The organism is Actinoplanes sp. NPDC051859 (assembly GCF_044452725.1).
In the GTDB taxonomy this organism is placed as follows: Bacteria; Actinomycetota; Actinomycetes; order Mycobacteriales; family Micromonosporaceae; genus Actinoplanes.
In genome coordinates this window covers 411,072-424,060 of sequence record NZ_JBITBX010000005.1, presented here as the reverse complement: position 1 = coordinate 424,060, position 12,989 = coordinate 411,072, and the positions used below count along the sequence as shown (strand labels likewise).

Below are 12,989 nucleotides of genomic sequence, written 5' to 3'. Positions count from 1 at the left end.
TGAAGCCCCCAGGAGATTCTCCTGGGGGCTTCAGCATGTCTGGGGGTGGTACGGGCTCAGCTGAACGCGTCGCGGACGTCCTTACCGGCGTCCTTCACGTGCTCGCCGGCCTGCTTGGCGTGCGCGGCCGTTTCCTGCGCCTGGCCCTCGGCAACGAGCCGCTCGTTGTTCGTCGCGTCGCCGATGCCCTGCTTCGCCTTACCGGTCAGCTCTTCAGCCTTGTTCTTGACCTTGTCAGTGAAGCTCATCGTCAACACCTCTCACCACTCAAGTTCTTTTTGTTCTTGCTGGTGAGTGCAGTGCCCGAAGGGCTCGCTTCTGAAACACCGCTTTGTTCGCGGCGAGTGACCGGTCGCACCGCGCGTAAGGCATCCTAGGATCCTGAGATATAAGGTAAGGGCTGGTTAGCCCGCCCAGCCGTTCCGGAGGTCCCACTCCGCTGTGTTGCCGTTCGTCGGGTCATGCTTGGCCTGAACTACCGGCTGGACCAGGATCATCTCCTCAGGGGTGACCCGAGGGGGCAGGTGCCGAAAGTCCTGCTCTCGCTCAGTGCCGTGCTCGCGCTTCTCCATAGATCTCAGAGTAGGGCACACGACACTGCTTCCGGCGTCCTAGGATGAAAGCTGGAGCCAGTCCCCCAGCGCGGCAATCTCCGCACGTACTGACGTCGCCTGCTGCTTCGTGAACGGCTCGTCCTCGTGGATCGCATGGACGCGAAGGACGCCCGCCTTGCGGTCCGCGGCAGCGTCGAGCTTGCCGACCAGTCGGTCGCCCACCAGGATCGGCAGGGCGTAGTAACCCCACCGGCGCTGGGCCGCGGGTTTGTACATCTCCAGGCCATAGTCGAAGCCGAACAGCTCGAGAGTGCGCCGCCGGTCATGGATCAGCCGATCAAACGGAGACAGCAGCGCGGTACGGCCGGTGAATGGCTGGGCCAGCTGGGCCGGATCGACCCGCCACTCCCCCTTGACGCCCTCCACCACCGCCGGCTCACCCGCCTGCCCCACGTCGTACGGTTCGATCGGCACCTTCGTGGTCTTGGCCCGGGCGATCCCCAACGCCCGCAGCCGGCGCTCGTCACGGCGCCGCATCGCTTCCTCCGCCGGCACGGCGGGCTCGTCCGGATAGACGCGCTCGGCCAGGTCCCAGAGCCGGTCGCGGCCCTGTCGGCCGGCCACCGCGACCTCGCCCCGCGCGGCCATCAGGTCGAGCAGGCGGATGACGTTCTTGTCGTTGGTCCAGCCGGTCGACGTCCACGGCACCGCGCAGGTGTCCGGCAGCCGGCGCGAAGGCTGGGGCCCCTCCGCTGTCAGCCGCGCGAGGATGTCCAGACGGCAGCGGTCATTGGCGAGAATCCACTCGTGCAGGCGGGCGCTGAGCTTGCCTTCGCGCACCTGCCGCATCTCGGCGCGATACAGGGTCACGTCCTCAGCGGGGCGGATCGTCGCCCACAATTCGACGAGGGACCGGTCGGCGAGCGCCGCAGTGAGCTCAACGGGCGCGTAGGTCGGGCCGAGGCGGCTCCAGGCCACGAGATCAGCGGTCGGCGCGATGGCGGCGGTCGGGTCGATCTGCAAGAGGGTCACCTGCCGGACCAGGGCGAGCAGGTTCGCGGGCCGATTCCGGTCCAGGAGCTGGGCGCGTACGGCGATGCGACGCGCGTCGGTGCGGGACAGCTCGTGGACGGTCACCGCACCGAGGCTAGACCCGGTGCGGTAAATACGCCGCAATGTTCACGCCGCAATCCGGGCGTAGGCTGCCCCGGTCATAACGTTCCGCACATGTGCAATTACGTGCAGTCGGACGGATGGCGGCCCAAACTGGCGGCAGAGGAGGCTCTCATGGCGAAAAAGGCGAAGCGGGGCAAGCGGCACCACAAGCAGGCCAAGAAGAAGTAGCGGCCATGCACGGCGAGATCCTCGCGGTACTGGACGCCCATCTGGCCGAGTTGCAGGCGCTGCGGCGGCAACTCGTCGCCGCGCGGCCGATCGGCCCCGGCCAACGGTGGGCGATCGCCGCCGACGCCGCGGCATCGAGCCGGCAGTGCGCGAGCCGGCTCACCACGCTCCTAGCCGACGACGCCTCGGTGGACGACGCGAGCATGCGCGTATGACAGAGCAGCCGGAGGCGATGAGGACGTCTTCGGCCACTCTGCGTACGGCGTCCTAGGAGGCTAGTCTGTGTCGACGATCCGTGGCGGCCGGTTCTCGTACGGCGTACTGAGCACCACCGTGGTCCGAGTCGTCACGTTCGCCGCCGTCCGGATCTCCTGGAGCAGCCGTTCCAGATCACTCGGACTCGCCACTCGCACAAGCAGCAGGTAGAAGTCCTCCCCCGCCACCGAGTAGCAGGAGTCGATCTCCTTCAGGTGGGCCAGCCGCTCCGGCGCATCGTCCGGCTGTGACGGGTCAAACGGGCGGATCGCCACGAAGGCGGTCATCGGCAGGTCCAACGCCTCGTACGAGACCACCGCCGTGTAACCGTTGATGACGCCCCGCTGCTCGAGCCGGCGCACCCGCTGGTGCACCGCCGACACGCTCAGCCCGACCCGCTCGGCCAGCACGGTGTAGGACAGCCGGCCGTCCGCGGTGAGGGCGCCCACGATCGCCCGGTCGATCTCTTCCACGGCGTCAAGATACCGGTCGAGGCTGAGACCGCACGCACCCGTCCGGCCGGCGAGCGAAAACGTCCACAGGGGACGGTTCAGTCCCGGGTCAGTGCCCGGGCGATCACCAGGCGCTGGATCTGGTTGGTGCCCTCCACGATTTGCAGCACCTTGGCCTCCCGGAACCAGCGCTCGACCGGGTGGTCACTCACATAACCCGAGCCGCCCAGCACCTGAACCGCGTCGGTCGTCACCTTCATCGCCACATCGGTCGCGAAGAGTTTCGCCTTGGCCGCCTCCACTGAGAACGGGCGGCCCGCATCCTTCAGCCGTGCGGCGCTCAGCATCAGCGCCCGGGCCGCCGACACCTGGGTAGCCATGTCGGCCAGCAGGAAGCCCAGGCCCTGGAAAGAGGCGATCGGCTTGCCGAACTGGGTGCGTTCCTTCGCGTACGCCGCGGCGTAGTCCACCGCCGCCTGGGCGAGACCGACCGCGCACGCCGCGATGCCGAGCCGGCCCGCATCCAGGGCCTGCATGGCGATCCGGAAGCCGCCGTTCTCCTCGCCGACCAGTCGGTCCACCGGGACCCGGGCGTCCTCGAGCACGATCTGCGCCGGCGCCGACGAGCGCAGACCCATCAACCGCTCCGGAGCCTGCGGCAACAGGCCTTCGGTGCTGGCGTCGGCGAGCACACACGAGATGCCGCCGGCGCCGGGACCGCCGGTACGGCAGAAGATGTTGTAGAAATCCGCCTTACCGCCGTGCGTGATCCACGCCTTGGTGCCGTTCAGCACGTAGTCGTTGCCGTCGCGCTCGGCCCGGGTGGCCAGGGCCGCCGCGTCGCTGCCACCCTGCGGCTCGGAGAGGCAGTACGCCCCCAGCAGCTCACCACCCAGCATCTCGGGCAGGGACTTGCGCTGCTGCTCGGTGCCGAACGCGGCCACCGGGAAACAGGACAGGGTGTGCACGCTGACCGCCTCAGCGATGGCTACCCAGGACGACGCGAGAGTCTCCAGCACCTGCAGATAGACCTCGTAGGGCTGGCCTGCACCGCCGTCCGACTCGGGATACGGCAGGCCGAGCAGACCGGCCCGTCCGATCGTCTTCAGCAGTTCGCGGGGGAACTCGCCACGCTGCTCGAACCCGGCGACCTGCGGGGCGAGCTCGCCCTGCGCGATCTCCCGGGTCAGCCCGAGCAACTCGTACGCTTCTTCGGTGGGAAGGATCCGCTCGACCGTCACCGGGTCAGCTTAACGGCAGTTAAGGACTGGACGGCAGCCCCGCCCCACCCGTCACTGTGTGGCCAGCGCATCCACCAGACGCCTTGCCGACCCGGCTAGGTTCCACCGCTCGGCGAGGGCCAGCAGCGCGTCGGCGTCCCGCGGCGCGGAGGGCAGCACCGGGTCGAACTCGGGCAGGGCGACGTCCAGCGCCACCCGGCACACCGGCAGGGCTGCGGCCAGGTAGTCCTTGGCCGCGACCAGCTTGGTCCGCAGGCCTGGAGCGAAGCCCGCATCCGGATCGTCCAGGGCCGCGACGATGTCCTGCACGCCGCCGTAGCGGGCGATCAGGCGCGCCGCCGTCTTCTCCCCCACCCCGGGCACGCCGGGCAGACCGTCGCTGGGGTCGCCGCGCATCGCCGCGAAGTCCGCGTACCAACGGGCGGGGACGCCGTACTTGGCTTGGACCGCCGCGTCGTCGCTGTCCTCGAGCTTGGCGACGCCACGGCCGCAGTAGAGCAGGCGGGTGCGGCGGGCGTCGTCGACGAGCTGGAACAGGTCCCGGTCGCCGGAGACCACCTCGACCGGGCCGGGCTGGGTGGCGGCGAGCGTGCCGAGCACGTCGTCGGCCTCGTAGCCGGCGACGCCGAACGCCGGGATGCCGATAGCCCGCAGCACCTCCAGCAACACCGGCACCTGCTTTTCCAGCGAGGCGGGCACCTCTTCCACGTCGCCGTGGGCAACCCGATGCTTTTTGTACGACGGCACGAGCTCGACCCGCCACGCTGGGCGCCAGTCGGCGTCGAGCGCGCACACCACCCGGTCCGGCCGCCGGGTGCGGATCAGCTGCGCCAGCATGTCCAGGAAGCCGCGGATCGCGTTCACCGGCTCCCCGGCGTCGGTCTTGGCAGCCGACTCGGGGATGCCGTGGAAGGCACGGAAGTACAGGCTCGGCGCGTCCACCGCCAGCAAAGGTCGTTCGCTCACCGCACGACCTTAGCGCCGGGGTGTGTTTCGCGACGCAATCCGGATGCGGAGCGTACGGCGGGTCAGAATCACCGCCCGGTCGCCGATGGGTAATAAGTCCACGACCAGAGCCGGAACGGAGCCCGCATGACCACGCGACTCGCGCGCGGCTGCTTCGTCGCCTGGTTCACGGTCCTGGCCGGGATCTTCTACGCATGGCCAGCGTCGCACGTCTGGTCGTGGGGTGCGATCGGGATGACCGGTTTCGCCTGCGTCCTGCTGGGTGTGCACCTGCACCGGCCCGAGCGGCGAACAGCCTGGTATCTGCTGGCTACCGCGCTGCTGTTCTTCAGCCTAGGCGACACCTTCGGTTGGCTGGCGCTCTCGCACGGCCGAACCGGCTGGATGGCTGTGCTGTCCGACGTGCTCTACATCGCGGTCTACCCGCTGCTCGCCGCGGCATTGTCGCTGTTCGTCCGGGCCCGCTCCGGCGACCGAAACCGGGCTGCGCTGCTCGACGGGTTGGTGCCGACGGTCAGCCTCGGCCTGCTGTGCTGGATCTGGCTGATCGCGCCGTACACCCGGGCCACCGATCTCACGCTGATGGAAAAGACGATCTCCATCGCGTACCCGCTGGGCGACGTGCTGGCGCTGGCGATGATGCTGCGGTTGCTCGCCGTGCCCGGCCGCAAGCCGAGGGCCGTCTGGCTGCTGTGCATCGGCGTGGTCGGCGTGCTCGTCTCCGACGTGGTCTACGGCCTCGCCCGCCTGGAGAACAGCTGGATTGCGGGCGGCCCGATCGACCTCGGCTGGGTCTTCTTCTATGCCGCCATCGGCCTCGCCGCGCTGCACCCGTCCATGACCTGGTTCACCGCCGAGGGCACACCCGCCACTATCTCGGTGTCCGCCGGCTGGCGTCGGCTCACCCTGATGACGACCGCCGCACTGATCGCCCCGGGCGTTTTGCTCACCGAGCATCTGATGGGCGAGGTCGTCGACGCCCCCGTCATCGCGGCCGGCTCCACCGCGCTGATCCTGCTGGTCATGGCCCGCGTCGGCGGGCTGCTGACCGACCAGCGGCGGGCCAACCACCGCGAACGCGCCCTGCGCCGCACCGCCGCCGCCCTGGCGGGAGCCGCCACCACCGCCGACGTCGTCGCCGCGGTCCGCGATGCGGTCTCCGCGATCATGCCGAACGAGCGGTACACGCTCATCATCGGCGAATCGGCGCCCCTCGAGGACTACGGGCCGGTCGAACCCGGCGTGGTCCTCGGCCTCGCCACCGCGGACGGCGCCGGATATCCGTACGCGCTGCACGCGGCGATCTGTGAGCCCGGTACGCCGGTGATGTGCACGCCGATCCAGCTCGCCGCGCCGATCGGGGTGCTGCGCTCGGTACGGCGTACGTTGCAGGCACTCGCAGGGCAGGCCGGACTGGTGCTGGACCGGATCGCGTTGGCCTCCGAAATCAGCCGCCGCGACGGTGAGGCGTACTTCCGGACCCTGATCCAGAGCGCCTCCGACGTGATCCTCATCGTCGGCGACGACGACCACATCACCTACTCGAGCCCGTCCGCACGGACCGTCCTGGGCCGGCTGGACCTGAAGGGCACACCGCTGGCGAAGCTCATCGCCGACACGCACCACGACACGCTCGCCGCCCTGCTCGACCGGGCCCGGGCCGGACACACCGACGGCACCGACCTCACCGCGGTCTGCGCCGACCGCCGGTTGCTCCAGGTCGAGTGCACCGCTCGCGACCTGCGCGACGATCCGACCGTACGCGGACTCGTGTTGACCGTGCGCGACGTGACCGAGCGGCGCCGCCTGGAGAACGACCTCGCTCACCAGGCATTCCATGACGGACTGACCGGCCTGGCCAACCGAGTGCTCTTCCGGGACCGGCTCGAGCAGGCGTTCACCGCCGCCGTGTGCGACGGCGGCGAACTGGGTGTGCTCTTCGTCGACCTCGACGACTTCAAAGAGGTCAACGACTCGCTCGGCCACGCCGTAGGCGACCAGTTGCTGGTGGCCGTCGGGCAGCGCATCGCCAGTGCCATCGGCGCCCGCGACACCGCGGCTCGGATGGGCGGCGACGAGTTCGCGGTCCTCGTGGCCGCGGCGCCGGACGCGGGAGCGGCCGAAACGGTCGCCGAGCGCATCGTTGCCGCGCTCAGCACCCCGATCGAGATCTCGGACGGGCTCGGCGGCAGCCACATCATCAGCGGCGCCGCGAGCGTCGGCGTGGCAACCAGCCGGGACGCGGACAGCCCGACCGGGCTGCTGCGCCACGCTGACCTGGCCCTCTACCTGGCCAAGGGTGCGGGCAAGGCGACCTGGCAGCGGTACCGCAGCGAGCTGCACACCGCCATGGTGGAACGGCTCGCCCTGCGGACCGCGCTACACGAGGCGGTCGAGGCGGGCCAGTTCGTGCTGCAGTACCAGCCCATCGTGGACATCGACAGTCGGGAACTGATCAGCGTCGAGTCGCTGGTGCGGTGGCAGCACCCGGAGCGGGGGCTGCTGGGGCCGTACCACTTCATCGAGCTGGCCGAGGAGAGTGGCGCGATCGTCGGCCTCGGCGCCTGGGTGTTGCGCGAGTCGCTGCGCCAGCTGGCGCAGTGGAAGGACGACGACGCCAGCACGGCCCCGCGCTACGTCAGCGTGAACGTGTCGGCCCGGCAGTTCCGTCAGCCCGGCTTCGTCGACCAGGTGCGCGCCGCTCTCACCGACGCGGGTGCCGAGCCCGGTTGGCTCCAGCTGGAGATCACCGAGAGCCTGGTGCTGCGCGACGTCGAGCAGGTCAGTGCCGACCTGGAAGAGCTGCGCGCCCTCGGCGTACGGGTGGCGATCGACGACTTCGGCACCGGCTACTCCTCGCTGAGTTACCTTCGGCAGATACCGGTCGACGTTCTCAAGATCGACAAGTCGTTCATCGACGACATCGTCGGCAGTGAACAGCAGCGGGCGCTGGTGGACGCGATCGTGACACTCGCCCGCAACCTCGATCTGTCGGTGGTCGCCGAGGGCATCGAGGACCCCGAACAACGGGCCGTCCTCGCCGGGATGGGCTGCCCGTACGGCCAGGGTTACCTGTTCTCCCGCCCGGTGTGGGCGGCCGAGGTGCCCGCGCTGTCCAGCGCGGTGGTGCCGGCGTGAAAGGTGGATCGATGCGTAAGTACGGCTGGGTGGCTACCGCCGCCGCTCTGGCGATCCTGATCGCCGGCTACCGGCTGTTCCCGGACGGTCCGGCCTGGATTACCGGCTGGCAGGTCGCCACCATGGCGCTGCTGCTCGTGCTGGCCGGGCAAACCGCACAGCTGGCCCGCCGGGTCAAGCAGCAGTCCGGGCAGATCGTCGACCTGTCCCGCACCGATGAACTCACCGGCCTGCCGAACCGGCGGGCCTGGGACGACGAGCTGCCTCGGGCTCTGGAGCATGCCCGCCGGGAACACACCACGGTCTGCGTCGCGGTGCTCGACCTGGACGAGTTCGCCCAGTACACCACCACCTACGGCCGGGGCGCCGGTGACCAGCTCCTCAAGTCGGCCGGAGCCGCCTGGCACGGCGCGCTGCGCCGGGTGGACACGATCGCCCGGGACCAGAACCAGCTCTTCGCCGTCCTGTTGCCCGGAGCGAACCTCGACGAGGCCCAGGCGGCGGTCGGCCGGGCGCTGGCCGCGACGCCGCTCGGGCAGACCTTCTCGGCCGGAGTAGCCATCTGGGACGGCGCCGAGACGCCGGAAGAGCTGGTCGGGCGGGCAGACGCCGCGCTGTACGCCGCGAAGGGCGCCGGGCGCAGCCACATCGTCGCCGCCGGTTCCGGCCCGGATGCACATATGCGCAGCTCAGCATAGGCAACACCCGGGGTTGACGACCCGCGGTCCGCGCGGCCGCAGCGGGTAGGGTGGGGCGCGCCCGCACCCAAGGTTGACCCGGAGAGCGTCCTTGCCAGCCGATCAGATCGACGAGGCCCCGCCCGCGGCCACCCCACCCGCGCCCGCCCAGCCAGCACCGCAGCGCCGGATCGGCTCGGTCGAGGTGCTCGCCGTGGTCCTCGTGCTGCTGGTGGTCTTCCGCGGCCCGCTGGCCGCCCTGATTTCCAACCCGCGGCTGCAGACCTGGACGACGGTCTTCGTGTCGGTGCTGGTGCAGGCCGTGCCGTTCCTCGTCTTCGGCGTGGCGCTCTCCGCCGTCATCGCCGTCTTCGTCCCGCGCTCCTTCTGGGCGCGGGCTTTGCCGAAACACCCGGCGTTGGCCGTGCCCGCCGCCGGGCTCGCGGGTGTGGTGCTGCCCGGCTGCGAATGCGGCAGCGTGCCGATCGCCGGCTCGCTGATCCGCCGCGGCGTCACCCCGGCGGCAGCCCTGGCGTTCCTGCTCGCCGCGCCCGCGATCAACCCGATCGTGCTGACCGCCACCGCGGTCGCCTTCCCCGACGACCCCATGATGGTGGTCGCCCGGGGCGGCGCCAGCCTCATCGTCGCCGTTGCCATGGGCTGGCTCTGGCTGCGCCTCGGCAAAGCCGAATGGATCAAGCTGCCGCACCGGCCTGATCTTGACGGCATGAGCCGCGGTAACGCGTTCTGGGCAGCGGCGCGGCACGACGTGATGCACGCGGGAGGCTTCCTCGTCCTGGGCGCCGCGGCTGCTGCGACGATCAACGTCGTGGTGCCCGAGGCCTGGCTCACCACCCTGGCGAGCGACCCGGTGCTGTCCGTCCTCGCGTTGGCCGTGCTCGCCGTCCTGCTGTCCATCTGCAGTGAGGCCGACGCGTTCGTTGCCGCCTCACTGTCGCAGTTCTCGCTCACCTCGCGGCTGGTGTTCCTGGTCGTCGGCCCGATGGTCGACCTCAAGCTCATCAGCATGCAGACCGGCGTGTTCGGCCGCCGGTTCGCGATGCGATTCGCCCCGGTGACCTTCGTCGTGGCCGTCAGCATCGGCACGATCGCCGGGGTGGTGCTGCTGTGAACCGGCAAGCCCAAGCGGTGATCATGCTGCTGTTCGGCGGGGCGATCCTCAAGGCCAGCCTCGGCGACCTCTACCTGCGCTACGTCAAAGCGGGCCTGCAGCCCTTCCTCATCGGCGCCGGGTTACTGCTGGTCGCCGCGGGCGCGATGACCCTCTGGTACGAGCTACGCCCGCGTCCCGCCCCCGAGGACGAGCACGGGCACCACCACGAGCCGCGGGTGGGCTGGCTGCTCATCCTGCCCGTGCTCGGCCTGCTGCTGGTGGCGCCGCCGGCCCTGGGGTCGTACGCGGCGGGGCAGGCGGGCAGCGTCCTCAGCGCGCAGACGTCCGACTCGGACTATCCAGCGCTCGAGGCCGGCGATCCGGTCGACGTGGGCTTGCTCGACTATGCGTCCCGGGCAGTGTTCGACGAGGGGCGCAGCCTCACCGGCCGGACGGTGCGGCTGACCGGCTTCGTGGCGGCCGGACCGGACGGCGAGCCGATGCTGGCCCGCATGGTCATGTCCTGCTGCGCTGCCGATGGCCGCCCGATCAAGGTGGGGCTGGCCGGCGACGGGCCGACCGGGCTCGCACCGGACACCTGGGTGCAGGTCGTCGGCGGCTACACCGAACGAGTCGGCAAGGACCCGGTGAACGGTGCCGTCGTGCCGTACCTGCAGGTGCAGAGCTGGCAGGAGATTACTGCGCCGAAGCAGCAGTACGAATGAGCGGCCCGCGGCGGCTGCGCAGGCCGGCTGGGGTGGCACTGGCAATCGCGCTGGTCGCGGGTGGGCTGCTGGTCGCGTACCCGCAGAAGTCCCCGCAGACCGCGCCCCCCGCCCGGCTGGGGTTGACGACGGCCTGGCCCCACGCGGCCCGGGCTGACATCCCCGGCAATCTCTCCGACGGTCCGGTGTACCACCCGCTGCTCTTCCTGGATGCGCAGGTCAGCGTGGGCACAGCGCCGAGCCCGGACGGCACGTCGTCCCGGCTGGTGCTGCGCGCGGCCGACGGTTCGGTCCGGGAGTTGCGCCGCCGGCCGCTGGACTCGCTCCCCGAGTTCGGCACGCTGGCCGTGGCCGGCACCGACCTGGTGTGGACCGAGTCGGCGAACGGCGAGGCCACCGAGGTGTGGACGGCCACCACCACCGGCGACCGGGTACGCCGGCTCACTCAGGACACGGGCAACCCGGTCTTCGCGGGCTCACAGTGGGATGTCGTGCTCGCGGACGGGCGGGCTTGGTGGGTTGCCACGGCCCGGGACCCCAAGGTCACCGAGATCCGGTCGGTCGCGCTGACCGGCGGGGCTGTCACCGTACGCAAGGAGCCCGGCACCTGGTCGCTGACAGCCTGGCCGTGGCTGACCGACGGCGGCGGCGACGCGACTGGTACCTCGGTGCTGCGCTCCCTGACCGAGAACAAGGAGCAGCGGGTCGCGTCGACCGGAACCGAGCTGACCACCTGCGGTCCCGTCTGGTGCCGGGTGCTGGTGCTGACCGCTGATGGTCTCGCCCGCATCGACGCCATGCACCCGGACGGTTCGGCCCGGCGGCGGATTGCGGGCGGCGAAGCGGGCGCAGCCATCACCGACGTGGCGGTGCTGGACCGCTTCGAGATCCTGTCGGAGGCCCGACCGGACTCGGACCTGACCGGCACCGAGGGACTGCTGATCTACGACCTCTCGGACGGGCGCACCATCGACGTCAGCGAGGCGGTGCGGGGTGCGTTCGCGCGGGGCGGGGTGCTGTGGTGGTCCACCGGCGACCAGGACTCCCTGCTCTGGCACACAGTGGACCTGCGCACCGTGTAGCTCTGACAACCGTCAAGAAATTGTCAGACAGCAATCATTAGGGTGAACGGTGTAGAACCGGACGCCCGTCGTTCGGCACGATGCATCCCAGGGCCGAGAAGATGCTTCGTGAAGGGATCGGCATGAGGCCGGAGCAAGATTTCGGTTGGGCAGATTCGCTGTCCCGACTGCAGCTGCTGCTGCAGGCGGTAGCCGCCGCGCCCACCGACGCGAGCGTGTTGGAACTGGGCCTCACCCAGGTCATCGCCGCGACCGGGGCCGGCAGCGCGGTCCTCGGCACCATGCGCGACCACGGCACGCTCGAACTGGCGATGGTGACCGGGATCGGCGGCAGCATCAGCCCCTGCGGTGTCCTGCGGGTCGGGTCCCGGTATCCCCTCACCGACGCCATCGCCCGAGAACGGGCGGTATGGCTGTCCTCATCGGCCGAGATCGCCGCGTCGTATCCGGCTGCCAGCGGCCTGTGGGGACGCGCGTTCGCTGCCGTACCGGTAATGTCCCGCGGCATGCCCCTCGGGGCGATCGGCGTCATCTATGACGACGGCGCCCACGCTTTCACCGGCGCGGAACGCTTGTGTCTGCGCGGCGTCGCCGACATCTGCGCCATCGTCCTGGCGCACCGCCAGGCAATCGGCATGCCACGGCCCCTTCCGGTGCCCTGACCCGCCGTCAGCTCACCCCGGCACGCCAAGCCTCATCGAGATCGGCGAGGACCTGCAGGGTTTCCTCGTCGTCGGCCGAGTCGACGGCGGCGAACACGATGACCTGCAGCTCAGGGCTGAACAGCCAGGTGAGAACCTGTTCGGCCTGGGTGGCACGCTCGGCCCAGAACGAGTTGGTGAGTCGCCGCCGGCCCTTGCGCAGCTCGCAGCCATGCTGGAGCAGGTCCCGCAGCTGCATCGCCGCGGTCAGGCGGGTCGCCGGGCGGGTCAGCGCCGCGGCCCAGGCATCGAGGTACGGCTGCAGGTCGCCCTCGGCGTTGCCCAGCCCACACAGCACGGTGTCCGGTTCCCGCTCGCCATCGACCAGCACGGACTCCCACAACGCCGCCAGGACGTGACGGACGGCCGCAACCTGAACCGCCGGCCAGGAGTGCCACTCGGCTATCCGCAGCCGGCTGAGCACGGGTTCCAGGTCGGGCCAGTCGAAACCTCGCCCACGGCGATTTCGAGGATCCGCGGCAGGAAGTACCGGAAGTCGTCGACACCGCCGACCGTGAGCAGGACATTGGCGGCGTACCGGCGCAAGGTCGCTGCCGGAAGCTCCCGCACCGGGACGGTCGCGAGCACCGCCCGGCGCTCCTCCTCCTCGAAACAGCACTCGCAGTAATCCAAGGACGAAGGCCGGCGGTAATCGGCAAACGCGTCGTACAAGGTGTCGATTGCCGCGGGCAGGGGCGTGGTCATCCGGCCAGGCTAACCGGGGGTCGGCAGTCAGTGCC

The 12,989-nt window shown here is 70.3% G+C and carries 15 protein-coding genes; 7 read left to right on the top strand and 8 right to left on the bottom strand.

Annotated elements, in window-relative coordinates; translation table 11 throughout:
* Window positions 1–56: 56 nt before the first annotated feature.
* The 3 genes from ACIA1L_RS15960 to ACIA1L_RS15950 form a co-directional block, all read right to left on the bottom strand.
* Window positions 57–248, bottom strand: coding sequence for a CsbD family protein (locus ACIA1L_RS15960; RefSeq protein ID WP_396073444.1), 192 nt, complete (start codon window positions 246–248; stop codon window positions 57–59).
* A 156-nt stretch (window positions 249–404) separates the two neighbouring features.
* On the bottom strand, window positions 405–572 hold the full coding sequence (locus tag ACIA1L_RS15955) for a hypothetical protein (RefSeq protein WP_396073443.1): 168 nt from the start codon (window positions 570–572) through the stop codon (window positions 405–407).
* Between the two features lie 39 nt (window positions 573–611).
* Window positions 612–1,691: a DNA glycosylase AlkZ-like family protein gene (locus tag ACIA1L_RS15950; RefSeq protein WP_396073442.1), complete on the bottom strand. Its 1,080-nt coding sequence runs from the start codon at window positions 1,689–1,691 to the stop codon at window positions 612–614.
* Between the two features lie 212 nt (window positions 1,692–1,903).
* Between ACIA1L_RS15950 and ACIA1L_RS15945 the strand changes: the two genes are divergently transcribed.
* Complete coding sequence (locus ACIA1L_RS15945; protein WP_396073441.1) at window positions 1,904–2,113, top strand: hypothetical protein; 210 nt, start codon at window positions 1,904–1,906, stop codon at window positions 2,111–2,113.
* A gap of 60 nt (window positions 2,114–2,173) precedes the next feature.
* Here ACIA1L_RS15945 and ACIA1L_RS15940 read toward each other — a convergent pair whose 3' ends face one another.
* From ACIA1L_RS15940 to ACIA1L_RS15930, 3 genes are all read right to left on the bottom strand, one after another.
* Window positions 2,174–2,626: an Lrp/AsnC family transcriptional regulator gene (locus tag ACIA1L_RS15940; protein ID WP_396073440.1), complete on the bottom strand. Its 453-nt coding sequence runs from the start codon at window positions 2,624–2,626 to the stop codon at window positions 2,174–2,176.
* 77 nt (window positions 2,627–2,703) lie between these two features.
* Entirely contained in the window at window positions 2,704–3,846 is a 1,143-nt protein-coding gene (locus ACIA1L_RS15935) for an acyl-CoA dehydrogenase family protein (RefSeq protein WP_396073439.1), read from the bottom strand.
* 51 nt (window positions 3,847–3,897) lie between these two features.
* A complete protein-coding gene (locus tag ACIA1L_RS15930) occupies window positions 3,898–4,812 on the bottom strand; it encodes a 5'-3' exonuclease H3TH domain-containing protein (RefSeq protein ID WP_396073438.1) in 915 nt (304 codons plus the stop codon).
* Between the two features lie 126 nt (window positions 4,813–4,938).
* Here ACIA1L_RS15930 and ACIA1L_RS15925 point away from each other — a divergent pair, with 126 nt between their 5' ends.
* The 6 genes from ACIA1L_RS15925 (at window position 4,939) to ACIA1L_RS15900 (ending at window position 12,210) form a co-directional block, all read left to right on the top strand.
* Entirely contained in the window at window positions 4,939–7,950 is a 3,012-nt protein-coding gene (locus tag ACIA1L_RS15925) for a putative bifunctional diguanylate cyclase/phosphodiesterase (protein ID WP_396073437.1), read from the top strand.
* 11 nt (window positions 7,951–7,961) lie between these two features.
* Complete coding sequence (locus tag ACIA1L_RS15920; RefSeq protein WP_396073436.1) at window positions 7,962–8,648, top strand: GGDEF domain-containing protein; 687 nt, start codon at window positions 7,962–7,964, stop codon at window positions 8,646–8,648.
* Between the two features lie 106 nt (window positions 8,649–8,754).
* Complete coding sequence (locus ACIA1L_RS15915) at window positions 8,755–9,759, top strand: permease (protein ID WP_396073624.1); 1,005 nt, start codon at window positions 8,755–8,757, stop codon at window positions 9,757–9,759.
* Window positions 9,756–10,466 carry a TIGR03943 family putative permease subunit gene (locus ACIA1L_RS15910; RefSeq protein ID WP_396073435.1) on the top strand — a complete coding sequence of 237 codons (711 nt, stop codon included), beginning with the start codon at window positions 9,756–9,758 and terminating at the stop codon, window positions 10,464–10,466. Before ACIA1L_RS15915 ends, ACIA1L_RS15910 begins: the two co-directional genes overlap by 4 nt.
* Window positions 10,463–11,548 carry a hypothetical protein gene (locus ACIA1L_RS15905; protein WP_396073434.1) on the top strand — a complete coding sequence of 362 codons (1,086 nt, stop codon included), beginning with the start codon at window positions 10,463–10,465 and terminating at the stop codon, window positions 11,546–11,548. The genes ACIA1L_RS15910 and ACIA1L_RS15905 overlap by 4 nt, the downstream gene beginning before the upstream one ends.
* A 122-nt stretch (window positions 11,549–11,670) precedes the next feature.
* A complete protein-coding gene (locus ACIA1L_RS15900) occupies window positions 11,671–12,210 on the top strand; it encodes a hypothetical protein (protein ID WP_396073433.1) in 540 nt (179 codons plus the stop codon).
* A gap of 7 nt (window positions 12,211–12,217) precedes the next feature.
* On the opposite strand, the gene ACIA1L_RS15895 is transcribed toward ACIA1L_RS15900, so the two are convergent.
* Window positions 12,218–12,673 carry a hypothetical protein gene (locus ACIA1L_RS15895; RefSeq protein ID WP_396073432.1) on the bottom strand — a complete coding sequence of 152 codons (456 nt, stop codon included), beginning with the start codon at window positions 12,671–12,673 and terminating at the stop codon, window positions 12,218–12,220.
* Window positions 12,652–12,954, bottom strand: coding sequence for a hypothetical protein (locus ACIA1L_RS15890; protein WP_396073431.1), 303 nt, complete (start codon window positions 12,952–12,954; stop codon window positions 12,652–12,654). Before ACIA1L_RS15890 ends, ACIA1L_RS15895 begins: the two co-directional genes overlap by 22 nt.
* Window positions 12,955–12,989: the final 35 nt, after the last annotated feature.